The sequence below is a fragment of the Phenylobacterium sp. SCN 70-31 genome, assembly GCF_001724605.1.
Taxonomy (GTDB): Bacteria; Pseudomonadota; Alphaproteobacteria; order Caulobacterales; family Caulobacteraceae; genus Phenylobacterium.
In genome coordinates this window covers 21188-47460 of sequence record NZ_MEEX01000009.1, presented here as the reverse complement: position 1 = coordinate 47460, position 26273 = coordinate 21188, and the positions used below count along the sequence as shown (strand labels likewise).

General features: G+C 69.8%; 25 protein-coding genes and 1 tRNA gene. 3 read left to right on the top strand and 23 right to left on the bottom strand.

Going from position 1 to position 26273, the window contains the following annotated elements; all coding sequences use genetic code 11:
• Positions 1 to 10: 10 nt before the first annotated feature.
• On the bottom strand, positions 11 to 2257 hold the full coding sequence (locus ABS78_RS08915) for a CoA transferase (protein ID WP_293377330.1): 2247 nt from the start codon (positions 2255 to 2257) through the stop codon (positions 11 to 13).
• A gap of 161 nt (positions 2258 to 2418) precedes the next feature.
• Here ABS78_RS08915 and ABS78_RS08910 point away from each other — a divergent pair, with 161 nt between their 5' ends.
• The gene (locus ABS78_RS08910) at positions 2419 to 3396 is read left to right on the top strand and encodes an aldo/keto reductase (protein WP_293377327.1); all 978 of its coding nucleotides are present in this window, start codon (positions 2419 to 2421) and stop codon (positions 3394 to 3396) included.
• Here ABS78_RS08910 and ABS78_RS08905 read toward each other — a convergent pair.
• The 20 genes from ABS78_RS08905 to ABS78_RS08810 form a co-directional block, all read right to left on the bottom strand.
• A complete protein-coding gene (locus ABS78_RS08905) occupies positions 3386 to 5065 on the bottom strand; it encodes a ribonuclease J (RefSeq protein ID WP_293377324.1) in 1680 nt (559 codons plus the stop codon). The genes ABS78_RS08910 and ABS78_RS08905 overlap by 11 nt on opposite strands.
• Positions 5065 to 5838 carry a type III pantothenate kinase gene (locus ABS78_RS08900; protein WP_293377321.1) on the bottom strand — a complete coding sequence of 258 codons (774 nt, stop codon included), beginning with the start codon at positions 5836 to 5838 and terminating at the stop codon, positions 5065 to 5067. The genes ABS78_RS08905 and ABS78_RS08900 overlap by 1 nt, the downstream gene beginning before the upstream one ends.
• 1 nt (position 5839) lies before the next feature.
• Positions 5840 to 6580: a biotin--[acetyl-CoA-carboxylase] ligase gene (locus tag ABS78_RS08895; protein WP_293377318.1), complete on the bottom strand. Its 741-nt coding sequence runs from the start codon at positions 6578 to 6580 to the stop codon at positions 5840 to 5842.
• Positions 6581 to 6583: 3 nt separating this feature from the next.
• Positions 6584 to 8014 carry an NADH-quinone oxidoreductase subunit NuoN gene (nuoN, locus tag ABS78_RS08890; protein ID WP_293377315.1) on the bottom strand — a complete coding sequence of 477 codons (1431 nt, stop codon included), beginning with the start codon at positions 8012 to 8014 and terminating at the stop codon, positions 6584 to 6586.
• Between the two features lie 9 nt (positions 8015 to 8023).
• A complete protein-coding gene (locus tag ABS78_RS08885; protein ID WP_293377312.1) occupies positions 8024 to 9508 on the bottom strand; it encodes an NADH-quinone oxidoreductase subunit M in 1485 nt (494 codons plus the stop codon).
• 18 nt (positions 9509 to 9526) lie between these two features.
• The gene (gene nuoL, locus ABS78_RS08880) at positions 9527 to 11665 is read right to left on the bottom strand and encodes an NADH-quinone oxidoreductase subunit L (RefSeq protein ID WP_293377309.1); all 2139 of its coding nucleotides are present in this window, start codon (positions 11663 to 11665) and stop codon (positions 9527 to 9529) included.
• Positions 11666 to 11672: 7 nt separating this feature from the next.
• Complete coding sequence (gene nuoK, locus ABS78_RS08875; protein ID WP_293377306.1) at positions 11673 to 11981, bottom strand: NADH-quinone oxidoreductase subunit NuoK; 309 nt, start codon at positions 11979 to 11981, stop codon at positions 11673 to 11675.
• Complete coding sequence (locus ABS78_RS08870; RefSeq protein ID WP_293377303.1) at positions 11978 to 12598, bottom strand: NADH-quinone oxidoreductase subunit J; 621 nt, start codon at positions 12596 to 12598, stop codon at positions 11978 to 11980. Before ABS78_RS08870 ends, nuoK begins: the two co-directional genes overlap by 4 nt.
• Positions 12599 to 12706: 108 nt before the next feature.
• The gene (gene nuoI, locus ABS78_RS08865; RefSeq protein ID WP_293377300.1) at positions 12707 to 13198 is read right to left on the bottom strand and encodes an NADH-quinone oxidoreductase subunit NuoI; all 492 of its coding nucleotides are present in this window, start codon (positions 13196 to 13198) and stop codon (positions 12707 to 12709) included.
• Positions 13198 to 13398: a hypothetical protein gene (locus ABS78_RS08860; RefSeq protein ID WP_293377297.1), complete on the bottom strand. Its 201-nt coding sequence runs from the start codon at positions 13396 to 13398 to the stop codon at positions 13198 to 13200. Before ABS78_RS08860 ends, nuoI begins: the two co-directional genes overlap by 1 nt.
• Positions 13395 to 14474: an NADH-quinone oxidoreductase subunit NuoH gene (nuoH, locus tag ABS78_RS08855; RefSeq protein WP_293377294.1), complete on the bottom strand. Its 1080-nt coding sequence runs from the start codon at positions 14472 to 14474 to the stop codon at positions 13395 to 13397. The genes ABS78_RS08860 and nuoH overlap by 4 nt, the downstream gene beginning before the upstream one ends.
• Positions 14475 to 14483: 9 nt before the next feature.
• A complete protein-coding gene (gene nuoG, locus ABS78_RS08850) occupies positions 14484 to 16523 on the bottom strand; it encodes an NADH-quinone oxidoreductase subunit NuoG (protein ID WP_293377291.1) in 2040 nt (679 codons plus the stop codon).
• Between the two features lie 5 nt (positions 16524 to 16528).
• Positions 16529 to 17842, bottom strand: coding sequence for an NADH-quinone oxidoreductase subunit NuoF (gene nuoF, locus ABS78_RS08845; protein ID WP_293377288.1), 1314 nt, complete (start codon positions 17840 to 17842; stop codon positions 16529 to 16531).
• Positions 17842 to 18513 (bottom strand): NADH-quinone oxidoreductase subunit NuoE, encoded by a 672-nt coding sequence (gene nuoE, locus ABS78_RS08840; RefSeq protein ID WP_293377285.1) that lies wholly within the window; start codon positions 18511 to 18513, stop codon positions 17842 to 17844. Before nuoE ends, nuoF begins: the two co-directional genes overlap by 1 nt.
• A 7-nt stretch (positions 18514 to 18520) precedes the next feature.
• Positions 18521 to 18871, bottom strand: a complete 351-nt coding sequence (locus ABS78_RS08835) for a nuclear transport factor 2 family protein (protein WP_293377282.1) — start codon at positions 18869 to 18871, stop codon at positions 18521 to 18523.
• Positions 18868 to 20097, bottom strand: coding sequence for an NADH-quinone oxidoreductase subunit D (locus tag ABS78_RS08830; RefSeq protein WP_293377279.1), 1230 nt, complete (start codon positions 20095 to 20097; stop codon positions 18868 to 18870). Before ABS78_RS08830 ends, ABS78_RS08835 begins: the two co-directional genes overlap by 4 nt.
• The gene (locus ABS78_RS08825) at positions 20097 to 20717 is read right to left on the bottom strand and encodes an NADH-quinone oxidoreductase subunit C (protein ID WP_293377789.1); all 621 of its coding nucleotides are present in this window, start codon (positions 20715 to 20717) and stop codon (positions 20097 to 20099) included. The genes ABS78_RS08830 and ABS78_RS08825 overlap by 1 nt, the downstream gene beginning before the upstream one ends.
• 8 nt (positions 20718 to 20725) lie before the next feature.
• Complete coding sequence (locus tag ABS78_RS08820) at positions 20726 to 21307, bottom strand: NADH-quinone oxidoreductase subunit B (protein WP_293377276.1); 582 nt, start codon at positions 21305 to 21307, stop codon at positions 20726 to 20728.
• Complete coding sequence (locus ABS78_RS08815) at positions 21277 to 21654, bottom strand: NADH-quinone oxidoreductase subunit A (protein WP_293377273.1); 378 nt, start codon at positions 21652 to 21654, stop codon at positions 21277 to 21279. The genes ABS78_RS08820 and ABS78_RS08815 overlap by 31 nt, the downstream gene beginning before the upstream one ends.
• 132 nt (positions 21655 to 21786) lie before the next feature.
• On the bottom strand, positions 21787 to 23211 hold the full coding sequence (locus tag ABS78_RS08810; protein WP_293377270.1) for a cytochrome P450: 1425 nt from the start codon (positions 23209 to 23211) through the stop codon (positions 21787 to 21789).
• 77 nt (positions 23212 to 23288) lie between these two features.
• Here ABS78_RS08810 and ABS78_RS08805 point away from each other — a divergent pair, with 77 nt between their 5' ends.
• Positions 23289 to 24203, top strand: a complete 915-nt coding sequence (locus ABS78_RS08805) for a LysR substrate-binding domain-containing protein (protein ID WP_293377267.1) — start codon at positions 23289 to 23291, stop codon at positions 24201 to 24203.
• Positions 24204 to 24305: 102 nt separating this feature from the next.
• Positions 24306 to 24382, top strand: a tRNA-Asp gene (locus ABS78_RS08800).
• 218 nt (positions 24383 to 24600) lie between these two features.
• Here ABS78_RS08800 and pal read toward each other — a convergent pair.
• On the bottom strand, positions 24601 to 25131 hold the full coding sequence (gene pal / locus ABS78_RS08795) for a peptidoglycan-associated lipoprotein Pal (protein WP_293377264.1): 531 nt from the start codon (positions 25129 to 25131) through the stop codon (positions 24601 to 24603).
• On the bottom strand, positions 25128 to 26198 hold the full coding sequence (locus ABS78_RS08790) for a 2OG-Fe(II) oxygenase (protein ID WP_293377261.1): 1071 nt from the start codon (positions 26196 to 26198) through the stop codon (positions 25128 to 25130). The genes pal and ABS78_RS08790 overlap by 4 nt, the downstream gene beginning before the upstream one ends.
• Positions 26199 to 26273: the final 75 nt, after the last annotated feature.

Genomic DNA, 26273 nt, shown 5'->3' with positions numbered 1-26273 from the left:
GCGCGCCGCGTCAGAACACCGCCCCCTGCGCCATCAGTTCGGCGATCCGGTCGGCCGGCACGCCATATTCGGCCAGGATCTCCGCGGAATGCTCGCCCAGGTCCGGGGTGGGGCGCGAGAAGCCCGTCGGCGTCCGCGAGAAGGCCGACAGCGCCCGGGTGCTGATCGCCGGCCCGAGCCGGGGATGGGTCCAGGCCTCCACGAAGCCGTTCTGGGCCAGGAACGCGTCCTCCAGGGCCTCGGGGCCGCGGATCGCCGGCGCAGCGGCCACGCCCGCCGCCCGCACCGCCGCCAGCGCCTCGTCGCGCGGGCGCGCCGCCAGGGCCGCGGCGATGCTGTCGGCCAGCGCCCCGTCTCTGGGTTCGTCCAGGGCCGAGGCGCCCAGCTCCAGCCCCAGCACGCCGCCCAGCGCACGGGCTTCGGCGGCCGTCTCGGCCACCAGCCCGATCCAGCCGTCGGCGCAGGCATAGAAGCGGTGCAGCGCCGAGACCCCGATACAGTCCACGTCGCCCTCCACGTTCGGCGGCCGGCCGTCGTAGGCGGTCACCTCGCCGCTCTGGAACAGCAGGCTCTGGGCCATCAGGCTGGTCAGCACCTCCTGGCCCTCGCCGGTCCGCTCGCGCGCGTTCAGGGCCGCGATCACCGCCCCCGCCACCGTAGCCGCCGTGGCGACGTCGTTGACGGCGATGGTGTAGAGCACCGGGTCGCCCGCGCCGCCCTGCCCCGCCATCATACCGCCCTCGGCCTGGAGCAGCGGATCGAACCCCGGCAGCGCCGCCCGCGGGCCGCTCTCGCCATAGGCGTTGATCGAGCACGAGATGATCCGGGGATTGGCGGCCTTCAGCGCCGGGTAGTCGATGCCCAGCCGCGCCCGCACGCCCAGACGATAGTTGTCGATCACTACGTCGGCCTGCCGGACCAGGTCCAGGAACAGCGCCCGCGCCTGCGGCGTCTTGAGATCCAGCCCCAACGCCCGGTTGCCGCGGTTGTAGACCATGAACTGCGAGCCGTCCGACCGGAAGGGATCGCCCTCCCGCGGCTCGATCTTGACCACGTCGGCGCCGAGCTGCGTCAGGATCGTGCCTGCGTAGGCGCCGGCGATCACCGTCCCCAGGTTCAGCACCTTCACGCCGGCCAGCGGCCCGCCGCGGCCCGAAGCGGCGGACGTGGGCGCATCGGACGTCGACGCCGTCCGCGGGGGCCAGGCCGGCGGGTCGGCGACGGGCTGCGGAAGCCCGCGCACCCACGCGGGTGTCGTCGCGAACTTCACCGAGGGCGCGGGCGTCGCCACCGTCCCCAGAGCCGGATGCGTCAGTTCCAGCCTCAGGCCGGCGTCGCGCACAACCTCGCTCGCGAACCAGGCTTCCCGGCGACCGGTGGGGGCGCACGGCACGTCGTTGGCCCGCAGCGCCTCCAGCCATTCGTCCCGCGTCCGCGTGAGGAACATGCCTTCCAGCAGGTCGCGCGCCGCCAGCATGTCGGCCTCGAGCGCATCGAAAGCGTCCTCCAGGCCCAGCACCTCGAAGGCCTTGCGATAGAAGTTGTTGAACAGGGTGCCCAGGAAGAACCATTCCCCGTCCGCGCACTGATAGAGCCGGTAGCGCGGATTGCCGCCCGGCGGCACGGGACGGGGCAGCGGTTCTTCGACGAAGACCTTGGCCGGCGGCGCCGCCTCGGCCGCGCCGTGCAGTCCGGTGACGACCAGCCCCTGCCCCCGCCCGCTGCGGGTGCGCTCGAACAGCGCCGCCCCGATGGCGCCTGCGCCGAGCACGGCCTGCGCGTACCAGGCGATCGGCAGCGTCAGATGCACCGGCTGGTCGCTCCACGCGCCCTGGCGGAAGGCGAAGCCCGTCAGGCCGGACAGCAGCAGATGGTGCGGCGGCAGATCGCTCCAGTCGCCCGTGGTCCCGTACGGCGGCATCCAGGCGTGGACCAGTCCCGGATGCGCCGCGGTCAGCGTCTCCGCATCCAGCCCCAGCGCCTCCAGGCGCCCCGGCGCATGGTCGAACACCACCACGTCCGCGCCGGCGATCAGCGTCCGCGCGGTCGCCAGCCCGTCGGAGTCGGCGAGATCCAGGGTCAGCACCTGCTTGTTGCGGTTCCAGGTCTGGTAGCCGGCCAACTTCTGCGCCCGGTCGCCGCCGGGCGGCTCCACCTTGACGATCTCGGCTTCCAGGTCGCCCAGGAGCATGCCGGCCATGGGCCCGGCCACGCCCTGCGTGAAGTCGACGATTCGAACGCCCCTGTACGCGGACATGCGCAGCCGGCCTCCCCTGTCTCTTAGCTTGTTCGAGTCTCTGTTTGATCGAGTCTCTGCCCGCGCGCTTCCCGCGTCGGGTCGGCGACATCAAAGCCGCCCTTCGAAGCCGTCGCAAGCGGCCTGGCTGTGATAGCGTCGCGCAAGACGGGAGGACGGGCATGCGGACGGGGAAACTGGGAGCCGTGGGCGAGGTGAGCCGACTGGCGCTGGGCGGCGGCGGGCTGGGCCAGGTCTGGGGCCAGACCACCCGCGAGGAAGCCCTCGCCACCGTCCGCGCCGCCGTGGACGCCGGCGTCACCGTCATGGACTGCGCGCCCATGTACCGGGACGCCGAGTCGGTCCTGGGCGAGGCGTTCGGCGGCCGCCCGCCGGCGCATCTGAAGTTCACCAGCAAGCACCAGTTGGGCTCGCCGGCGCCGCACGAGGTGAGCGAGCGCCTCGTCCGCTCGCTCGAGGCCAGCCTGGAGGCCATGCGCCTTCCGCGCATCGACCTCTTCTTCCTGCATTCCAACCTGCATGCCGACGGCTTCGCCTACGCCCACGGCGACGACGCCAAGGACCGGTTCTCCACCGCCCTGTCGATCTACGAGGCCGAGGTGGTCCCGGCGATGGAGCGGCTGAAGGCCCAGGGCCGCATCGGCGCGTGGGGGATCACCGGCATCGGCGTACCGACCGCCGTGCTCGCCGCGCTGGACCATGCGCCCCGGCCCGACGCCGTGCAGGTGATCTCCAACCTCATGGACAGCGCCGGCGCGCTGAGGCGCTACGCCGAACCGGCGCGCCCGCGCGAGATCGCCGCCGCGGCGCAGGCCCGCGGCGTGGGCGTGATGGGCATACGCGCGGTACAGGCCGGCGCGCTCACCGCCGCCGTGGACCGGGACCTCTCGCCCAACAGCCCCGACCGCGCCGACTACGACCGCGCCGCATCCTTCCGCGCCCTCTGCGCCCGCTGGGGACAGGACCCGGCCTATGTGGCCCACCGCTACGCCCTCAGCCTGCCCGACTACGACACCCTGGTGCTGGGCGTGAAGAACCGCGCGGAACTGGCCATGTGCGTCGCCGCCGAGACCGACGGACCCTACAGCGCCGCCGAGATGGCCGAGATCGACGGCCTGGGACTGGCGGTCAGATCCTGAGCACCGTCGTCTCCACCACGGGCCGCTTGCCCCAGATGCGCTGGCTGGCCTTCTTCACCGCCCGGGTGATCATGGTCTCGATGGTGTCGTCGAGATCCCGGTCCTCGCCCTTCAGGCGCTTGAGCGCCTGCTCGGCCTCGTCGGCCAGGTCGTCGAGGATGTCGTCCAGCGCGTTCTCGCCGTCGGCGGGCAGCCCCAGCACGCGCACCTGCGGCCCGCTGACGATCCGGCTGCGGCCGTCCAGCGCCACCGAGACCGCAATCATCCCGTTGTAGGCGGCATGGCGGCGCTCGCGCAGCGCATCGCCGTTCTCGGGCGTCAGCACGCCGGCGTCTACGAACAGCCGGCCGGCGGGCACCTCGTCGATCACCTCGGCGCGCCCGGGGGCCAGGCGCACGAGGTCGCCGTTGCGGGGCGTCACCTGCTGCGGCACCTGGAGGTCGCGCGCGAAGGCCGCGTGCTCCATCAGGTGCCGGCGCTCGCCGTGCGTCGGCACCGCGATCTCGGGTCGCGCCCAGCGGTACATTTCGGCCAGTTCGTCGCGGCACGGGTGGCCCGAGACGTGGATGCCCGGATGGTCGCGCTCGGTGTAGAGCCGCACGCCGCGCTCGGTCAGCTTGTTCTGCAGATTGCGGATCGGGATCTCATTGCCCGGGATCACCCGGCTGGAGAAGACCACGCTGTCGCCGGACGCCAGCTTCACGTGCGGATGGGTGCCCTCGGCGATGCGGGCCAGGGCGGCCCGCGGCTCGCCCTGGCTGCCGGTGCAGAGATAGAGGACGGCGTTCTCGGGCAGATGCTTGGCCTCGGTGTCGTCCAGGAAGGGCTGGATGTCCTGCATCAGCCCGACCGACTTCGCCGCCGCCGCCATCCGGTGCATCGAGCGGCCGGCGAGGCAGACGCGGCGCCCCGCCGCCTCGGCCGCGCGGATCACGCTGTCCATGCGCGCCACGTTCGAGGCGAAGCAGGCCACCGCCACCTTGCCCTTCAGGCCGCCGATGAGCGCGGTCATCGCCTCGCGCACATCGGCCTCGGACCCGGCATGGCCGTCCACGAACACGTTGGTGCTGTCGCACACCATCGCCAGCACGCCCTCGTCGCCCAGCTTGCGGATCGCCGCCGCGTCGGTCACGTCGCCCAGCAGCGGGTCGGGATCGATCTTCCAGTCGCCCGTGTGCAGGATCGTCCCCAGCGGCGTCTTGATCGCCAGCCCGTTGGGCTCGGGAATGGAGTGCGTCAGCGTGATGAGGTCCAGCGTGAACGGACCCAGCTCGATACGCCCGCCCAGCGGAACCTCGGTGATCTCCACCTCGTCCAGCAGATCGGCCTCGCGCAGCTTCTCGCGCAGGATGAACGCCGTGAACGGCGTCGCATAGATCGGCGCCCTCAGCCTGGGCCAAAGCCAGGCGACCGCGCCGATGTGGTCCTCGTGCGCATGGGTCAGCACGATCCCCAGGACGCGGTCGGCGTAGTCCTCGATGAACGTCGGATCGGGCAGGATCACCTCGACGCCCGGCGTGGTCTGGTCCCCGAACGTCACGCCCAGGTCGACCACGATCCACCTGCGGTCGTGCGCCGGGCCGAAGCCGTACAGATTGAAGTTCATCCCGATCTCGTTCGACCCGCCCAGGGGCAGGAAGACGAGTTCGTCGTCTCTGGATTTCGCCATCAGGCCTTCTTTGTGTTCCGCCGCCAGATCTCCAGCATGCCACGGATGGTCAGGTCGGAGTCGAAGTGATCGATGCTCGTCGTCGCGCCGTGGAACAGCGAGGCGACCCCGCCGGTCGCGACGACGGTCAGGGGTTCGGCGCGTTCGGCCTTGATCCGCGAGATCAGGCCTTCGATCAGGGCGATATAGCCCCAGAACACGCCCGACTGCATGGCGCCCACCGTGTCGGTGCCGACCACCCGCTGCGGCTTCTGGATCGCCACCCGCGGCAGCTTGGCGGCCGCCGAGTGCAGCGCCTCCATCGACAGGTTGATCCCCGGCGCGATCACCCCGCCCTCGAACCCGCCGTCCGCGGCGATGATGTCGAAGGTGGTCGCCGTGCCGCTGTCGATGACGATCAGGGCGCCGGGATAGGCCGCATGCGCGCCCACCGCGTTCACCAGCCGGTCGGCGCCGGCCTCGGACGGCTTGTCGATCCGCACGGGAATGCCCAGGTCCACGTTCTCGCCGATCACCAGCGGTTCCACGTGCAGATAGCGCCGCGCCAGGTTGCGCAGGTTGAAGATCGACTGCGGGACCACGCTCGAAATGATGCAGGCGTCGAAGGCCCCCAGCGCCAGGCCGGCCATGCCCAGGAGCTGCGACAGCCAGACGGCGTACTCGTCGGCCGTCCGCGTGGAGTCCGTGCCGGCGCGCCACTGCGACGTCCACCGTTCGCCGTCATGCACGGCGAACAAGGTGTTGGTGTTGCCCTGCTCGATGGCCAGCAGCATCTCACGCCTCCCCGAAGAACACGTCGCCGGCGGTTATCCGCTCCAGCCCGCCGTCGTCCAGACGCAGCCGCAGCGCCCCATCGGCGTCCAGGCCCTCGGCGACGCCCCGCAGGGTCCGGTTCGGCAGCCGCGCCTCGCACGGCCGCCCCAGGCCCGTGGCCCGCTCCGACCAGCCCGTGGCGATCGGTGCGAACCCCTGCGTGGTCCACGCGACCCGCCAGCGCTCGAAGGCCGGCGCCAGGACGTCCAGCGCCGCGCGTGGGGTCGGCGGCGGCCCCGCCATATGGTCGGCGAACGCCGTCGCGGGACGCTCGACGTCGGTGGGCGCATGCGCCAGATTCACCCCGATCCCGACGGCCAGCCACAGCCGCCCGTCCGGACGCGTGCCGGATTCCACCAGGATGCCCACGGCCTTGCGCCCGTGGATCAGCACGTCGTTGGGCCACTTCAGCCGCGCCGCGCCCGATCCCAGGCAGGTGTCGGCCAGGTCGCACGCCGCCAGCGCCGCCACGAACGAGAGCTGCGCCGCTTCGCCCGGCGGCCGGTCGGTGGTGGTCAGCAGCGTGGCCGCCAGGTTGCCGCGCCGCGTCGACCACGCCCGCCCCCGACGTCCGCGCCCGGCGGTCTGCACGGCGGCGGTGATCCAGACGGGGCCGCCCTCGCCCGCCTCGCCGCGACGTCTCGCCTCGGCGTTGGTGGAGTCGAGTTCCTCGTAGGCCTCGATGGGCGGGGTCGCGGCCAAGCCCTAGGCCAGACCCAGCGACAGCGCCGCGCGCTGGGCCAGAGGGGTCAGCCAGGCCAGGGCCACCAGCACGACCGGGAAGGCGAAGATCGCCGTCACCGCCGCGATGGCGCGCGCCTCGACCGGCGGCTTGTCGGTGGCGCCGGGGCTGCTGTCGAACCACATCACCTTGATGAGCCGCAGGTAGTAAAAGGCCGCCACGACCGACCCCACGAGGCCGATCACCGCCGCCACCCAGAGCCCGGCGTCGATCGCCGCCTTGAACACGAAGACCTTGGCCCAGAAGCCCGAGAACGGCGGCAGGCCCAGCGCCGACAGCGCGAAGACGGTCATGGCCAGCGCCAGGCCCGGGCGTTCCTTGATCAGGCCCGCCATGTCGTCGATCGTCTCCATCGGCCGGCCGTCGCGCGACAGCGCCGCGAGGCAGGCGAAGAAGCCCGTCACGTCGATCATGTAGAGGATCATGAACATCAGCATCGCCTGCACGCCGTCCGACGTGCCCGACGAGAGGCCCAGCACCGCGTAGCCCACGTTGGCGATCGACGAGTAGGCCCACAGGCGCTTCAGGTTCTTCTGCACCAGCCCGCCGAAGGCGCCGACCGCCACCGAGATGAGGGCCAGGACCACCAGCACCTGCTGCCACTGGTCGGCCGCCCCGGCGAAGCCGTCGGCCAGCACGCGGGCGAACAGCACCATCGCGGCCAGCTTGGGCGCCGCGGCGAAGAACGCGACCACGGGCGTCGGCGCGCCCTCGTAGACGTCCGGCGTCCACATGTGGAACGGCGCCGCCGAGACCTTGAACGCCAGGCCGCAGATCAGGAAGACCAGGCCGAACAGAAGGCCGGTGTCGGCGCCCGAACCGGCGGCCGCGGCGATCTCGGAGTACAGCGTCGAGCCCGAGAAGCCATAGACGAGGCTGGCGCCGTACAGCAGCATCCCCGACGAGAGAGCTCCCAGGACGAAATACTTCAGGCCCGCTTCCGACGCCTTGGGGCTTTCGCGGTGCATCGCCGCCAGGACGTAGAGCGACAGCGACGACAGCTCGACGCCCACGTACAGCGAGATCAGATCGCCGGACGAGGCCATCATGCCCATCCCCAGCGCGGCCAGCAGCACCAGCACCGGGAACTCGAACACCCGCACGCCGCGCCGTTCGAACCAGGGCAGGCCAAGGGGGATCGCCACGGCCGAGGCCAGATAGATCGCCACCTTGGCGAAGGTGGCCGCGGCGTCCGAGATCAGCCCGCCGCCGAATGCTTCGCCGAACGGCTGCGTCGCCGCGGCCACGGCGGCCGCCAGCAGCACCAGCACCGCGCCGCCGCCCACCAGCCGGGTCTGCTTCGGCGCGAAGGCGCCCACGACCAGCAGGCCCAGGGAGCCGAGGGCCAGGACGATCTCGGGAACGGCCAGCGCCAGATTGTCGGTGAAGGTCATCGAACGTCCCTACCCGCCGATGGCCGCACGATAGACCTGCACGAGCTGGTCGACCGACGCCTGGGTCACGTTGAACACGGAGTTGGGCTGCACGCCCATGTAGAGAGTGGCCACGACCAGCGGGGCGAAGATGGCGATCTCGCGCCAGTTCAGGTCCTCGATGGCCGACAGCTTCGGATTGGTCATCTCGCCGAACACCACGCGCCGGTACAGCGTGAGCATGTAGACCGCCGAGAGGATGACGCCGCTGGCCGCCAGGATGGCCGCCCAGGTCGACACCTCGTAGACGCCCACCATGGCCAGCACCTCGCCCACGAAGCCGCTGGTGCCCGGCAGACCCACGTTGCCCATGGTGAACAGCATGAACACGCCGGCGTAGAACGGCATCCGCTTCACCAGCCCGCCGTAGAACGCGATATCGCGGGTGTGCATCCGATCGTAGATTACGCCGACGCAGAGGAAGAGCGCGCCCGAGATCACGCCGTGGCTCAGCATCTGGAAGATGGCGCCCTGCTCGCCCTCCGCGTTGCCGGCGAAGATGCCCATGGTCACGAGGCCCATGTGCGCCACCGACGAATAGGCGATCAGCTTCTTCACGTCGGTCTGCCGGAAGGCGATCAGCGAGGTGTAGATCACCGCGATCACCGACAGCGTCAGGACCAGGGGCGTGAACAGGTCGGACGCCTGCGGGAACATCGGCAGCGAGAAGCGCAGGAAGCCGTAGCCGCCCATCTTCAGCAGGATGCCCGCCAGGATCACCGAGCCGGCCGTCGGCGCCTCGACGTGCGCGTCGGGCAGCCAGGTGTGGACCGGCCACATCGGCATCTTCACCGCGAACGACGCGAAGAACGCCAGCCACAGCCAGGTCTGGGCCTCGGGCGTGAAGGCGTACTGCATCAGCGCCGGGATCGAGCTGGTCCCGCTGACCCCGATCATGAACAGGATCGCCGCCAGCATGAGCACCGAGCCCAGCAGGGTGTAGAGGAAGAACTTGAAGGCGGCGTACACGCGCCGCGCGCCGCCCCAGATGCCGATGATCAGGAACATCGGGACCAGGCCGAACTCGAAGAAGATGTAGAACAGCACCAGGTCCAGCGCGCAGAACACGCCGATGACCAGCGTCTCCAGCACCAGGAAGGCGATCAGGTACTCGTGGACCCGCTTGTCGATCGACCGCCAGGACGCGGCGATGCACAGCGGCATCAGGAACGCGGTCAGCAGGACGAACAGGATCGAGATCCCGTCCACGCCCATCCGGTAGCTCAGGCCCATGAACCAGGCCGTCTCCTCCACGAACTGGAAGCCCGGGTTCGAGGAGTCGTACTGCGCGACCAGCAGGACCGAGAGGGCGAAGGTGGCCAGGGTGGTGACCAGCGCGATCCAGCGCGCCGTCTCGGCCGATTTGGCGTCGTCCGCGCGACCGCCGAGGCGCAGGGCCAGGATGCCCAGCGCGCCCACCAGCGGCGCATAGGTGATGAGGGAGAGAAGCGGCATCTTAAATGGTCATCCCCCTCAGGCGGACCAGGCCCAGATCGCGTAGGTCAGGAGACCCGCGACGCCGAGCAGCATGACGAAGGCGTAGTGGTAGACGTAGCCCGACTGGAGGCGCCCGGCGCCCTTGCCCACCCGGACCGACAGCGCCGAGACCCCGTCGGGGCCCAGCCCGTCGATGATCTTCTGGTCGCCGCCCTTCCAGAACAGGTCGCCCAGCCACTTCGCCGCACGGACGAAGGTGGCCTGGTACAGCTCGTCGAAGAACCACTTGTTGTAGAAGAAGACGTAGAGGATGCCCTCGCGCGCGGCGAGCTTGGCCCCCAGGCCTTCCTTCCAGATGTACATGTAGGCCGCCACCAGCAGGCCGCCCACCGAGGCGACCAGCGGGGCCAGGTAGACCCACAGCGGCGCATGGTGACCGCCCTCGCCCGCATGCTCCGCGGGCAGGTTGAAGATCGCGTCCCGCCAGAAGTCGCCGGCATGGCTGCCGATGAACTCGTGGTGGAACACGAAGCCGGCGAAGATCGCGCCGGCGGCCAGCACCAGCAGCGGGATGCGCATGGTCCACGGGCTCTCGTGCGGCTTGTGCTCGCCGTGCCCATGCCCGTGACCGTGCCCGTGGTGGTCCTGATCGTGCGCGTCAGGCAGCGGCTCGCTGTGCGTCTCGTGCTGCGCGTCGGTGGCGTGATCGTCGTGGGTGTGATGGTCGCGGTTGTGCCAGTGATGCTCCAGGTCCTCGGACGTCCAGCGGGCGTGGCCGTTGAACGTGAAGAACGCCAGGCGCCACGAGTAGAACGCCGTCAGGCCCGCCACCAGAACGCCGATGAAGAAGGCGAAGTAGCCGACCGCGTTGCCGCCGCCGCCGGCCTCGTAAGCCGCGTGGATGATCGCGTCCTTGGAGTAGAAGCCGGCGAAGCCCAGCTCCAGCGCGGGCATGCCCAGGCCGACGCCCGGAATGCCCAGGCCGGTGATGGCGATGGTGCCGATCATCATCACCCCGGCCGTGATCGGCAGGTACTTCTGCAGCGCGCCGTAGCGGCGCATGTCCTGCTCGTGCGCCATGCCGTGGATCACCGAGCCCGCGCCCAGGAACAGCAGCGCCTTGAAGAAGGCGTGGGTGAACAGGTGGAACATCGCCGCCTGATAGGCCCCGACGCCGGCGGCGAAGAACATGTAGCCCAGCTGCGAACAGGTCGAATAGGCGATCACCCGCTTGATGTCGTTCTGCGTCAGGCCGACCGTGGCGGCGAACAGCGCGGTCACAGCGCCGATCACGGTCACGATGGTCTTGGTCACCGGCGCGTACTCGAACATCGGCGACAGCAGGCAGACCATGTAGACGCCGGCCGTCACCATGGTGGCGGCGTGGATCAGGGCCGACACCGGCGTCGGGCCCTCCATGGCGTCGGGCAGCCAGGTGTGCAGGAAGAACTGCGCCGACTTGCCCATGGCGCCGATGAACAGCAGCGCGCAGGCCAGGTCGATCAGCGAGAAGTGGCCGCCGGCGAAGTCCCAGCCCTCGCCCAACGCGCCCTGGATCAGCGGGAACAGCTTGGCGAACTCGATGGTCCCGAAGGCCCAGAACACCGTCATGATCCCCAGCACGAAGCCGAAGTCGCCCACGCGGTTGACCACGAACGCCTTGATCGAGGCGGCGTTGGCCGAGTCCTTGTGGTGCCAGAAGCCGATGAGCAGATAGCTGGCCAGGCCCACGCCTTCCCAGCCGAAGAACAGCTGCATGAAGTCGGCGGCGCTGATCAGCGCCAGCATCGCGAAGGTGAACAGCGACAGATAGGCGAAGAACCGCGGCTTGCCGGGGTCCTCGGCCATGTACCCCCACGAATACAGGTGCACGAGCGACGAGACGGTGGTCACCACCACCAGCATCACCGCCGACAGCGCGTCCAGGCGGAACGACCAGTTCGAGACGAAGTCGCCGACGTGGATGAAGGGCGCATAGGTGAGCGTGAACGGCTCCAGGCCGCCCCACGTCCACTGGCTGAACACCACCCACGACAGGACCGCCGACAGGAAGAGGAAGCCGGTGGTGACGGCCATGGCCGGCTTGTCGCCGATCAGCTTGCCGAACAGGCCGGCCGTGATCGCGCCGATCAGCGGCCCGAACAGGATGATGGTGACGAGGGCTTCTGCGTTCACGACCGGATCAGCCCTTCATCATCGAGGCGTCGTCCACGGCGATGTCGCCGCGGTTGCGGAAGAAGGTGACGAGGATCGCCAGGCCCACCGCGGCCTCGGCCGCGGCCACGGTCAGCACGAACATGGCGAAGATCTGCCCCACCACGTTGCCGAGGTAGACCGAGAAGGCCACCAGGTTGATGTTGACCGCCAGCAGGATCAGCTCGATCGACATCAGGATGACGATGACGTTCTTGCGGTTCACGAAGATCCCGAACACGCCGATCGTGAACAGGATCGCGGCGACCGCCAGATAGTGCGCTAGGCCGATGGTCATTCCCCGATCCCCTCGCCCGGCTTCGGATTGGCGAGCTTCATGCCCGTGGCGGGCGTCCGCCGCATCTGCTCCATGACCGACTGGCGCTTCACGCCAGGCTTGTGGCGCAGCGTCAGCACGATGGCGCCGATCATGGCCACCAGAAGCACCAGGCCCGCGGCCTGGAAGAAATAGACGTAGTCCGTGTAGAGCACCCGCCCGATCGCCTCGGCGTTGGTCACGTCGGCGCCGCCCGACGCCATCGGGATGGCGTTGGCCCCGGCCGCGCCCCGCGCCGCCACGGTGCTGGACACCAGCACCATCTCGGCCGCCAGGAAGCCCGCGATCAGCAGGCCCACGGGCATGTACCGCGCGAAGCCCTGCCGCAGGGCGGCGAAGTCCACGTCCAGCATCATGACGACGAACAGGAACAGCACCGCGACGGCGCCCACGTAGACCACCACCAGCAGCATCGCGAGGAACTCCGCGCCCATCAGGACGAAGAGGCCCGCGGCCGAGAAGAAGGCCAGGATCAGCCACAGCACCGAGTGCACCGGGTTGCGGGCCGAGACCACGCAGAATCCGGACGCCACGGTCACCGCCGCCAGGAGATAGAATGCGATCGCCTGCAGGGCCATTGGGCCTTCGTTCAACCCCTCGAGTTCCAGTCTCTGCCCGCCGCCGGCCGGGGCTCGCCCCCGCCATGACGCGCATGTGTCAGGCGGCGCGGAATCGCGCCGCACGTCCTATCGGTACGGTGCGTCCAGTTCCAGATTCTTCGCGATTTCCCGTTCCCACCGGTCGCCGTTGTCCAGCAGCCGGGCCTTGTCGTAGTAGAGCTCCTCGCGGGTCTCCACGGCGAATTCGGTGTTCGGGCCTTCCACGATGGCGTCCACCGGGCAGGCCTCCTGGCACAGGCCGCAGTAGATGCACTTCACCATGTCGATGTCGTAGCGCGTCGTCCTCCGGCTGCCGTCGGCGCGGGGCTCGGCCTCGATGGTGATCGCCTGGGCGGGACAGATCGCCTCGCACAGCTTGCAGGCGATGCAGCGCTCTTCCCCGTTGGGATAGCGGCGCAGCGCGTGCTCGCCGCGGAAGCGCGGGCTCTGCGGTCCCCGCTCGTGCGGGTACTGCACCGTCTTCTTGGGCGCGGCCATGTACTTCAGGCCCAGCCCGAAGGCGCCCGCGAAGTCCAGTAGCGCGGCGCCCTTCAGCGCCTGTCCGATCCGGTCAAACATCATTTCGTCTCGCAGGCGTAGTCGTCGAGGTACTTGGCGTCGCCGTTGCGCTTGAGGCGCAGGTCGCCGCCCTTGGCGGAACAGGCTTCCTGGGCCGCGCGCAGGTCGTCGTAGGTGGCCAGCCCGCCGCTCCGGCCATAGCCGGCGCCGCTAGAGCAGGCGGCGAGCGCGAGGACGCAGGCGAGGGTCAGCGCCCTCATGCCACCGGCCCCCGGACATAGACCAGCCAGCCGGCCACGAGGCAGACCGCCGCCAGCGAGGTCGGCAGGAAGACCTTCCAGCCCAGTCGCATGAGCTGGTCGTAGCGGTACCGGGGCACGATCGCCTTCACCATGGCGAACATGAAGAAGAAGAAGACCACCTTCCCGAAGAACCACAGGAAGTAGAAGACGCTGGCCGCCGTCGGCGCCCACGAGTCGGTGAACCCGGTCGGGAACGGCGCATGCCATCCGCCGAAGAACAGGATGGTGATCATCGCGCACATCAGGACGATGTTCGCGTACTCGCCGATCATGAAGAGCAGATACGGCGTGGAGCTGTATTCCACCTGATAGCCGGCCACCAGTTCCGACTCCGCCTCGGGCAGGTCGAACGGCGGACGGTTCGTCTCCGCCAGCGCCGAGATGAAGAAGATCACCGTCATCGGGATCATCACCACCGCGCCCAGCAGGCCGCCCAGGCCGCCGCCGCCGCCCAGCACGTTCCAGTTCCAGAAGCCCCCGGCCTGCCCGTCGACGATGGCGGTCAGGTTCATCGAACCCGCCAGCAGGATCACCGTGATGATCACGAAGCCGATCGAGACCTCGTAGCTCACCATCTGCGCCGCCGAGCGGAGCGAGCCCAGGAACGGGTACTTCGAGTTCGAGGCCCAGCCGCCCATGATGATGCCGTAGACGCCCAGCGAACTGACGGCGAACAGGTAGAGGATGCCGACGTTCAGGTCGGCGATCACCCAGCCCGGCGCCAGCGGCACCACGGCCCAGGCGCCGAACGCCAGGATGAAGGTGATCAGCGGGGCCAGCAGGAAGACGCTCTTGTCCGCCCCGGCGGGGATGACGACTTCCTTGAGCAGGAACTTCAGGAAGTCGGCGAACGACTGGAGCAGGCCGAAGGGACCCACCACGTTGGGGCCCTTGCGCATCTGCACGCCGGCCCAGATCTTCCGGTCGGCCAGCAGCAGGAAGGCGAGCGACAGCAGGATCCAGATCGTGACGGCCAGGATCTGGCCGACGGTGATCAGGGTCCAGCCTGCGGGAGTGGTCCAGAAATCCGTCACGCCCGCCCCCTATTCCGCGGCGATCTTGGCCGGGCCCGAGGCGAGCGCGGCGCATTCGGCCATCGTCACGCTGGCGCGGGCGATGGCGTTCGTCAGGTAGAAGTTCGAGACCGCGCTGCGGAACGGCGCGTCGGACAGATCGCCCTTGCGACCCAGGACGGTGAAATCAACCGCCGCCGGCGTCTCGGCCACGTAGTCGATGCGGCCGAACGAGGGATGGTCCTCGAACAGGCGGCTGCGAAGCTGGTCCAGGGTGTCGTAGGGCAGCTTGGCGCCCAGGCGCTCGCTGAGCGCCCGCAGGATGGCCCAGTCTTCCTTGGCCTCGCCCTTCGGGAACACGGCGCGGAAGCCCATCTGCACCCGGCCCTCGGTGTTCACGTAGAGGCCGTTCTTCTCGGTGTAGGCCGCCCCCGGCAGGATCACGTCGGCGCGGTGCGCGCCCGCGTCGCCATGCGTTCCCAGGTAGACGACGAAGGCGTCGGTCTTCGACAGGTCGATCTCGTCGGCGCCCAGCAGGAACAGCACCTCGGCCCCGCCCTTGGCCGCCAGCTCGGCCGCGGTGCGGCCGCCCTCGCCCGGGACGAAACCCAGGTCCAGACCGCCGACCCGGCTTGCGGCCGTGTGCAGCACGTTCCAGGTCATGCCGAACGTCTTGGCCGCCGCCGCCGCCGCGGCCAGCACCGCCAGGCTGTCAGGCCGGTTCAGCGCGCCGGCGCCCACGACGATGGCCGGCGCCTTCGCCGACTTCAGCCCCTTCACGAACTCGGACTTCGACTTCGCCAGGTTCGCCAGCGACGCCGGCCCGGCGCCCAGGTGCTCGTAGCCGTAGGTCAGGTCGACCGCCTCGCCGACCACACCCACCTGCGTCGCCTGGGCCATCCAGCGCTTGCGGATCCGGGCGTTGAGCACCGGCGCCTCCAGCCGCGGATTGGCGCCGACGAACAGGATGAAGTCAGCGTCTTCAATGCCTTGGATCGAAGAGTTGAACAGCCAGCTCGCGCGCGCGCCGGCGCCCAGCACCATGCCGTCCTGGCGACAGTCCAGGCTGGTCACGCCCAGGCCGCCGAACAGATCCTTGGCCGCCTTCATCGACTCGGCGTCCTGGAGGTCGCCGGCGATCACGCCGATGCGCTCGGGCGCCGCCGCCTTGATCCGGGCCGCCACGGCGTCCAGCGCCTCGGCCCAGCTCGCCGGCCGCAGCTTGCCGTTCTCGCGCACGAACGGCCGGTCCAGACGCTGACGCGCCAGGCCGTCGACCGCATAGCGGGTCTTGTCCGAGATCCACTCCTCGTTGACCGCCTCGTGGGTGCGCGGCAGCACGCGCAGCACCGCCGCCCCCCGGGCGTCCACCCGGATCGCCGAGCCCAGGGCGTCCATCACGTCGACGCTCTCGGTCTTCTTCAGCTCCCACGGCCGCGCGTTGAACGCATACGGCTTGCTGGTCAGCGCGCCCACGGGGCACAGGTCGATCACGTTGGCCGACAGCTCCGACGCCACGGCCTTGTCGAGATAGGTCGTGATTTCAACGTCTTCGCCGCGCGAGATGAGACCGATATCCGGAACGCCGGCCACCTCGGTGATGAAGCGGACGCAGCGCGTGCACTGGATGCAGCGGGTCATCACCGTCTTGATGAGCGGACCCATGTGCTTTTCTTCGACGGCCCGCTTGTTCAGCTCGTAGCGGCTGTCGTCGCGGCCATAGCCCATGGCCTGGTCCTGCAGGTCGCACTCGCCGCCCTGGTCGCAGATCGGGCAGTCCAGCGGGTGGTTGATGAGCAGGAACTCCATCACCCCGTGGCGCGCCTTCTTCACCATCGGCGTGTCGGTGAAGATCTCCTGGCCCTCGGCCGCCGGCAGCGCACACGACGCCTGCGGCTTCGGCGGGCCGGGCTTCACCTCGACCAGGCACATGCGGCAGTTGCCAGCGATGCTCAGCCGCTCGTGATAGCAGAACCGCGGGATCTCCTTGCCGGCCAGCTCGCACACCTGGAGGACGTTCATCCCCGGCTCGAACTCGACCTCGATCCCGTCGACCTTGGCGATAGGCATGCCGCTTACTCCGCCGCGATGGAGGCGCCGGCGTAGACGCCTTTGCGCGCGCGGTAACTGTTGATCCGGTCCTCCACCTCGTGGCGGAAGTGGCGGAACAGGCCCTGGATCGGCCAGGCGGCCGCATCGCCCAGGCCGCAGATCGTATGGCCCTCGACCTGGCTGGCCACGTCCAGCAGCATGTCGATCTCGGACATCTCGGCTTCGCCGGTGACCATCCGCTCCATGACCCGCCACATCCAGCCGGTGCCTTCGCGGCACGGCGTGCACTGGCCGCAGCTCTCGTGCTTGTAGAAATAGGCCGCGCGCGCGATCGCCTTCACGAGGTCGGCGTCCTTGTCGAACACGATCAGGGTGCCGGTGCCCAGGCCCGAGCCGCGGGCGGCCAGGTCCTCGTACGTCATGATCGCTTCGTCGCACTGCTCGGCCGGGATCATCCGCACCGAGATCCCGCCCGGGATCACGGCCTTCAGGTTGCTCCAGCCGCCGCGCACCCCGCCGAAGTGGTCCTCGATGAGCTGCTTCACGCTGATGCCGACCGCATCCTCGACCACGCATGGCGTGTTCACGTGGCCCGAGGCCGCGAACAGCTTGGTGCCGGTGGACTTCTCGGTGCCGAAGCCGGCGAACCAGTCGGCCCCGCGGCGCAGGATCGTGCCCACGACCGAGATGGTCTCGACGTTGTTCACCGTGGTGGGGCAGCCGTAGATGCCCGCGCCGGCCGGGAACGGCGGCTTCAGGCGCGGCTGGCCCTTCTTGCCCTCGAAGCTCTCCATCAGGGCGGTCTCGTCGCCGCAGATGTAGGCCCCGCCCCCGTGCTGGACGCCCACGTCGACGTCGTAGCCCAGGACGCTCCCCTTCCCGAGCAGCCCCGCGTCATACGCCTCGCGGATCGCCGCCAGGAGCCGCTCGCGCTCGTGCACGTACTCGCCGCGGATGTAGATGTAGGCCTGATGCGACCGCATCGCCCGGCAGGCGATCACGCAGCCCTCGATCAGCAGGTGCGGATCGTTGCGCAGGATCTCGCGGTCCTTGCACGCGCCGGGCTCGGACTCGTCGGCGTTGACCAGCAGGTAGTGCGGGCGTTCGCTCTCCTGCTTGGGCATGAAGGTCCACTTGAGGCCCGTGGCGAACCCCGCCCCGCCCCGGCCGCGCAGGCCCGAAGCCTTGATCTGGTCGCAGATCCATTCCGGCGTCTGGGCGACGATGTCCTTCGTCCCGTTCCACGCGCCGCGCGACTTCGCGCCCTCCAGGGTCCAGTCGTGGATCCCGTAGAGGTTGAGGAAGATACGGTCCTTGTCGGCGAGGATGCCCGCCATCACGCCGTCTCCTTCTTGGCCTTGGGCGGCAGGTGCGGAATCTTGATCTTCTTGCCCAGCGACCCGTCGTAGAGCTTGGGATCGGTCAGCGTGGTCGGCCCGCCTTGGGGCGCGGCCCCCTGGCGGCCGATCGCCGAGCCCGGCTTGGGCGTCTTGCCGGCCGCGAAGTCGTCCAGCAGCGCCTCGAGGCTCTCGGGCGTGAGGTCCTCGTAGTAGTAGTCGTTGATGGCCGCCATCGGGGCGTTCGAGCACGCGCCCAGGCACTCCACTTCCTGCCAGTAGAACTTGCCGTCGGCGCTCTTGTGGTTCTGCGGGCCGATGCGGCGCTTGCAGACCGCCATCAGCGCCTCGGCGCCACGGCTCTGGCACGGCGTGGTGCCGCACACCTGCACCAGCGCATGCGTGCCCACCGGCTCCAGCATGAACATGGTGTAGAAGGTCGCCACCTCCAGCACCCGGATCACCGGCATGCCCAACAGCTCGGCCACGGCCCGGATCGCCGGCTCGCTGATCCAGCCGTCCTGCTTCTGGACCAGCCACAGCACCGGCACCACGGCCGACTGCTGCTTGCCGGGCGGGAAGTTCGCCATCCAGCCCTGGGCGGCCTTCAGCGTCGCCGGTTTGAAGGCGAAGCTGGCGGGTTGGTTCGGGGAAAGCCTGCGGACGCTCAAGCCGGCCTCACTTCGCGAAGTCCACGCGGGCGATCCGGCCGCCGGCGAGGGTGTAGATGGCGATGACCTCGAAGCTCTCGCCTTCGCCCTGGCGGAAGACGCGCTCGTGGTCGATCACGGTGTTCCCGACCTGGATCCGGTTGACCAGTTCGGCCCGGTTCCGGGGGAAGTCGGCGAAGACCTGCGTGTACTTCGCCCGATAGGCCTGGGCGCCCTGGATCGTGACGGCGCCGTTCAGGTCGGCCACCACCACGTCGTCGGCGAAGAACGCGCAGTGCGCGTCCAGGTCCTGGCGGTTGTAGGCGTCGAGCTGCCCCTGGATCACGTCGAGGGGCTGAAGGGTCGTGGTCGCACTCACCGGTCGATCTCCCCGAACACGATGTCCAGCGAGCCCAGGATGGCCGAGACGTCCGCCAGCATGTGGCCGCGGTTCATCCAGTCCATCGCCTGGAGGTGCGGATAGCCCGGCGCGCGCAGCTTGGCCCGGTACGGCTTGTTCGTGCCGTTCGAGACCAGGAACACCCCGAACTCGCCCTTGGGCGCCTCGACGGCGGCGTACACCTCGCCCGGCGGCGTCCGGTAGCCCTCGGTGAAGATCTTGAAGTGGTGGATCAGCGCTTCCATCGAGCGCTTCATCTCGCCCCGGCGCGGCGCGCCGATCTTGTTGTCCTCGGTCAGCACCGGCCCCGGCGACTTCAGTAGGCGCTCGCAGCACTGCTTCATGATCTTCGTCGACTCCCGCATCTCCTGCATCCGGCAGAGGTAGCGGTCGTAGCAGTCGCCGTTCACGCCCAGCGGGACGTCGAACTCCATCTCGTCGTAGGCCGCATAGGGCTGCGCCCGGCGCAGGTCCCACGCGATGCCCGAGCCGCGCACCATCACGCCCGAGAACGAATGCTCGATCGCCTCCTGCCGCGTCACCACGCCGATGTCGACGTTGCGCTGCTTGAAGATGCGGTTGTCGGTGATCAGCGTCTCGATGTCGTCGCAGATCTTCGGGAAGTGGTCGCACCAGTCGTCGATGTCGCGGATCAGCGCCTCGGGCAGATCCTGCCGCACGCCGCCCACGCGATAGTAGTTGGCGTGCATCCGGGCGCCCGACGCACGCTCGTAGAAGATCATCAGCTTTTCGCGCTCCTCGAAGCCCCAGAGCGGCGGCGTCAGGGCGCCGACGTCCATGGCCTGGGTCGTCACGTTCAGCAGATGGTTCAGGATGCGGCCGATCTCGTCGTACAGCGTGCGGATCAGGAGACCGCGGTACGGAACCTCGACGCCCAGCAGCTTCTCGATCGCCAGGCAGTAGGCGTGCTCCTGGTTCATGGGCGCCACGTAGTCGAGGCGGTCCATGTACGGGATCGTCTGCTGATAGGGCCTGGCCTCCATCAGCTTCTCGGTGCCGCGGTGCAGCAGGCCGATGTGCGGGTCCACCCGCTCCACCACCTCGCCGTCCAGCTCCAGCACCAGGCGCAGCACGCCGTGCGCCGCCGGGTGCTGCGGGCCGAAATTGATGTTGAACTTGCGGACCGGGGTCTCGCCCTCCGCCAGGGAGGATGGGGCCGCCGGTGTGATCGCGGTCTCGGCCATCACTTCGCGCCTTCTTCGGCGGTCTTCTCGTCGCCGGGCAGGATCGCGGCGAACCCGCGCTCGGCGCCCTCCCACGGCGACAGGAAGTCCCAGTTGCGCCATTCGACCGACTTCACGGGCTCGTAGACCACCCGCTTCAGCTCCTCGTCGTAGCGGACCTCGACATAGCCGGTCATCGGGAAGTCCTTCCGCAGCGGATGGCCGTGGAAGCCGTAGTCGGTCAGGATCCGCCGCAGGTCCGGGTGTCCGTCGAAGAACACGCCGTACATGTCGAACGTCTCGCGCTCGTACCAGTTGGCCGCCGGGAACACCGGAACGGCCGACGGGACGGCGGTGTCCTCGTCGGTCTGCACCTTGATCCGGACCCGCCGGTTCTTCGTCATCGACAGCAGGTGGTAGACCACGTCGAACCGCTTCGCCCGCTCGGGATAGTCCACGCCCGACAGGTCGATGAGCTGGTGGAAGCCCTGCCCATCGCGCAGGTAGGTCAACGCCTCGACGATGGTCGCCGCGGGAGCGGTCAGCGTCAGTTCGCCGAACGCGACCTCGGCGCCGGTGATGACGCCCGGCGCGCCCGCCAGGATCTCCTGGCCCAGCGCCTCCAGCTCGGCTGAGGTCATCGGCCAGCTCATCGGACGATCGTCCCCGTGCGGCGGATCTTCTTCTGAAGTTGCAGCACGCCGTAGACCAGCGCCTCGGCGGTCGGCGGGCACCCGGGCACATAGACGTCCACCGGCACCACGCGGTCGCAGCCGCGTACCGTCGAATAGCTGAAATAGTAGTAGCCGCCGCCGTTGGCGCACGAGCCCATCGAGATCACGTACCGCGGCTCGGGCATCTGGTCGTAGACCTTGCGCAGCGCCGGAGCCATCTTGTTCACCAGCGTGCCGGCCACGATCATCACGTCGCTCTGGCGCGGGCTGGCGCGCGGCGCGAAGCCGTACCGCTCCAGGTCGTAGCGCGGCATCGACGCCTGCATCATCTCGACGGCGCAGCACGCCAGGCCGAACGTCATCCACATCAGCGAGCCTGTGCGGGCCCAGGTGATGAGGTCGTCCACGCTGGCGGTCACGAAGCCCTTGTCGGCCAGCCGCTGCGAGACGCCGTCGAAGAACGGATCGTGGAGCTTGGGGTCATAGCCCTCGACGGTGCTGCGGCCCGCCGAATTGGCCGGAACGATCACTCCCATTCCAGCGCTCCCTTCTTCCACTCGTAGATGAAGCCCACCGTCAGCACGCCCAGGAAGGTCATCATCGACCAGAAGGCGAACTGCGCCGTCTCCGCCGGCAGCTTCATCAGCGACACCGCCCAGGGGAACAGGAACGCCACCTCGAGGTCGAAGATGATGAACAGGATCGACACCAGGTAGAACCGGACGTCGAACTTCATCCGCGCATCGTCGAAGGCGTTGAAGCCGCACTCGTACGACGACAGCTTCTCCGGGTCCGGCGCCTTGGGCGCGAGCACCAGGGCCGCGACGATGAAGATGACGCCCAGCGCCGCCGCGATCCCGAGAAAGATCACGATGGGCAGGTACTCTGTCAGATAGGCTTCCATGGAGTCTCCGGCGGGAGTCGCGGCGCCCTTCTAGACCGATCATCCCGGGGTTTCAAACAGCCCTTGTGCGACGCGAAATGACGCGGTTCCGAATACTTGCGAACGCTTCGCAACTACCGGAGAACACCATTCTCAGAGACGGCTGACCCTGAGCGGAATTCCACCGTCGGCCCGCAGCGCGATGTCGGCCCGGGGCCAGGGTTCGGCGCCGCCCGCGGGCTCGAAACGGAACGCCGTCAGCCACCGCGACAGCAGGATCAGCGCCTCGGTGTTGGCCAGCCCCATGCCGATGCAGATCCGCGGCCCCGCCCCGAACGGCAGGTACTGGTAGCGATGGCGTCCGGCCCGCGCCTCGGGGTCGAAGTTCTCAGGGTTGAACGCGTCCGGCTCGTCCCACAGCCGCCGGTGCCGGTGCAGCACCCAGGGCCAGATCGTGACCATGTCGCCGGCCTTCACCGGCTCGCCGCACAGTTCGTCGTCCTCGGTGGCCTGCCGGTCGATCCGCAGCACCGGCGGATACAGCCGGAGCGTCTCGTCCCAGACCATGCGCAGGTACATCAGGCGGTCGGCCACGGCGGCGGGGTCGCCCCCGCGCCACGCCTCGAACGCCTCGTCCCGCGCCCAGGCCTGGGCCTGCGGGTCGCGGCTCAGCAGGTACAGCGCCCAGGCCAGGCCGTTCGCCGTCGTCTCGTGGCCGGCGACGAAGAACGTCATGGCGTTGTCCAGCGTCAGGCGCTCGGCCGTCTCGCGCGGGTGTTCGGCCAGGAACGCCCGCAGCATCCGGGTGACGAAGTCGTCGGGCGCATCGTCGGCCTCGGCCCGCGCACGGATCATCGCGGCCATCCGCGATCTCAGCCGCGTCTGCGCGCGACGCCCGCGCCGCTGGGCGGCGCCCCAGTCCAGCGCCTGGAGGCCGAACACCTGCGACAGCCGCAGCTCGCCGCCGCCCGCCAGCAGGTCGCGAACGTCGTCGGCGGTGTCCTCGAACGGCATCCCGCTGGCGCCCGAGAACAGCGTGGCGTCGATGATCTCCAGAGTCGCCCGGGTGGCCTCGACGGCCACGTCGACCGTCCCGCCGCCGTCCGCCATCCGCGCGCAGCTCCGGCCCGCCGCCGCGTCGATCTGCGGGGCGGCGCCGCCCACCGCCGACGGCGCGAACGCCGGCGCCATCAGCCGCCGCTGGCGCCGCCAGTCCTCGCCGTTGGCGCTCAGCAGGCTGTCGCCCAGCAGGGGGCGCAGGATTCGCCGCACCAGTTCGGGCCGCACATAGACGTCGGCCCGGTCCAGCAGGACGCGCTTGATCGCGTCGGGCTCGTAGACGCCGTGATAGGTCAGGTGGAGGAAGCGCGCCTTCCGGTACGGCCGCTCGAACGCTTCCCGGGGGATCGCCGTCAACGGATTGCGCGTCATGCGCGGGTTGAACAGCATCATCACACCGGGATCGCGCTCGAGCGGCTCCGGCGCCGGGGGCCGGAATCGCGGGGTGGGGAGGGCGATTGCGGCGGCGGCGACGTCGGGCATGGGCGGGAAGATCTCGCGTTCGACGTCCCGGACCATCGGCGGATTGCCGCGATCCGCAAAACGATATAACCGCGGTCTTCTTGTGAGCTGAAGTCACAGGGAGGCCATCGCTGGTGACCGTCCGGACCGAGAGGCGCCCGCTCCCGTCCCTGACCGCGCTCAGGGCCTTCGAGGTCTTCGCCCGCCGGGGCCAGATGACCCTGGCCGCCGACGAGCTCTGCGTCACCCACGGCGCCGTCAGCCGTCAAATCCGCAGCCTGGAGGCCACCCTGGGCCTCGACCTCACCGAAGGCCCGCGCCACCGCCTGCGGCTCACCGAGGCCGGCGCGCGCCTGGCCGCCGCGCTCTCGGGCGCGTTCGGCCAGGTCGAGGCGGCCATCGCCGACCTCCGGGCCGACACGCATGTCGAGCTGCGCCTGTCGTGCGTGGGCACGCTGGCCATCCGCTGGCTGATCCCGCGCCTGCCGGCCTTCCACGCCCGCCACCCCACGGTGCGGGTCAAGGTCACCGAGTCCTATGCGCCGGTGGACTTCGCCCGCGACCGCTTCGACGCCGCCATCCGCGTCAACGAGACCGCCCCGATCGTCGGCGCCGAGGCCGCCGCGTTCCTGGAGAACTTCCACGGTCCGGTGGTGGCCCCTGCCCTGCTCGGCGACGGGCCGACGGGGCTGGAAGGCCTCACCCGGCTCACCACGGGGTCGCGCCAGACCGCCTGGGCCGAGTGGGAGGCGCACTCGGGGATCACCCTGCCCGAGCCGCCCGACAGCCAGGAGTTCGAGCATATCTTCTACACGCTCGAGGCCGCGGCCGCCGGCCTGGGCGTGGGCCTGACGCCCTGGGTCTATGTGGCCGCCGACGTCGCCGCCGGCCGTCTCGCCGCCCCCCTGGGATTCGCCCCCACCCCGTCGCGCTTCTGGTTCCTCACGCCGGCCGGCCCGCAGCGGCCCGCCGTCGTGGCGTTTCGCGCCTGGCTGATCGAGGAGGCCGCCAAGGTGCCACCGCCCCAGGCGGTCCGCCGGAGCGGCTAGATCGCATTTCCGTGTGGCGGAGCGCCCGGCCGGCACTCAGTCGTTGACACGATTCCGACAGCCCCATATGAGGGCCGCCTTCGCAGCGCCGGACGGCCCTGCGCGGGTGTAGCTCAGTTGGTTAGAGCGCCGGCCTGTCACGCCGGAGGTCGCGGGTTCGAGCCCCGTCACTCGCGCCACGTCCGGCGGCGAAATCCCCGAAAATCCGAGCGGAAAATCCGAACGATGGAACCCGGCGGCCGACCCGCACGCCGGCCTGCGCCGCAAGCGCGCCGCGGCCGGAACCACGGTCCGGACGTAACACGCACGCACGAAGGCGCACGCCCGGAACCGGACGTGCGCCACATGTTCTCGAGGCCCGCCCCGCGCGCTGCGGAGCGGGCGATTCCCGCCGGTGCTACGGCTCGCCGAACCCGATCACCACCGTGTGGCCGTTGCGGTTCCGGGCCCAGGCCGCCTCGGTCGACTCGGCGTCGAGCGGACGCTCCTTGCCGTAAGAGATGGTCTCGATCCGGCCGGCCGCCACGCCCTGCCCGATCAGGGCGGCGCGGACGGCGCCGGCCCGGCGGGCGCCCAGGGCCAGATTGTATTCCCGCGTGCCGCGCTCGTCCGCGTGGCCGGCGATGCGCACGCGCACGTCCGGATAGCGGGCCAGCCAGGCGGCCTGCTGCGTCAGCGTCGCACGGGCTTGCCCGTCCACGTCGTAGCGGTCGAAGCCGAAGAACACCCGGTCGCCGGCGTTCGCGGCCAGGTCGGCCTGGGAGCCGGGGGCGTAGCCCGCCGCGGGCGGTGGCGGCGCCGGGGCCTCGGCGGGCGGCGGCGGCGGCGGAGCCTCGACAGGCGCCGGCGCTTCCGGCTTGGTCTTGGTCGCGCAGGCGCCCAGGGACAGGACCGCGGCGCTGGCGGCGAGGATGGCGAAGGATCTCAAGCGGTAGCCTCCTGGGGCTGGGGTTCGGGTTGTTGCGGAGGTCGGGCGACGAGGGTGTGGAGGTTGGCGTCGCGGATGGCCTTGCCGGCCTCGTCGTAGAGGAACGGCAGGGTGGCGTAGCGCGTCCCCCGGGTGACGGGGGTCGCTTCGTGCAGGAGCGTGCAGGAGAACACCACCGCCCCGCCCTTCGGCGCGCGGTAGGTGCGGGAGCCGAACTCGGGGAAGCGCAGGTCGCCGCCCTCGAAGTCGTCGTTCAGGTTGATCGAGACCGCGAACTGCCGGTGTGCGGTGCCCGTGGTGGTGTTGTCGCGGTGAGGTCGGAAATAGCCTCCGGTCTCGGCGTCGTAGCAGGCCACGATGTAGCGCTCGATCCGGGTGACCTTGAACTGGAACGCCTTTTCGATCTCGGGCATCAACCGGTGGCGGACCCGCGCGCGGATCTCGGTCTGGAGGGTCTCATCCTCGATCTGGGCGTCGCGCCGGCGCTTGAAGTCGCTCAGCACGCCGACGGTCTTGCCCTCGACCTGGCGCATGGTGCCCGACGGCTTGCCCCCGTCGGCTTCGTAGTAGGCGATCAGCCGCTGGCACAGGTCCGGCTCCAGCAGCCGCGGCACGATCAGCACGGGCGCGATCATCTCCACGCCGGCGTGGGCGTCGGGCGCGGGCAGCGTGGGCAGGATCGAAAACAGCCGCGGCGTCCAGTCCAGTCCCCCGAAGGCCAGGATCCGCAGCGACGGATCGATCAGCACCCACAGCGGCTCCTCCGCGCCGAACAGTCGCGCGATGGCCCCGTCCCCGTCGAAGAACCAGTGCAGGCCGCGCTCGTCCCGCCGGGCCGCATAGTCCGCGCGGTCCTCCAGCACCGTGAACGCCGCGATCCTGTCGTCGTCGAACAGCGATCGGTTCGCCTGGATGGCCGTGTGCATCGCCTCGCGTCCGGCCGCGGGGCCCCGCGCGAACGCCAGCAGCACGTAGCGCCCGCCCAGGCTGGAGAACGCAAAGGTCGGGTTCACCGGGCTCTCAGCCTCGAAGACCGGGGACGGCGTGCCGACGATCAGGTGGGTCAAGGCGGGGCAGGCTCTGCTTTGGGATCGAGCCGCCTAGATCGGCCATCCGGCAAGCAAGCCGAGGCATAAGAAGAT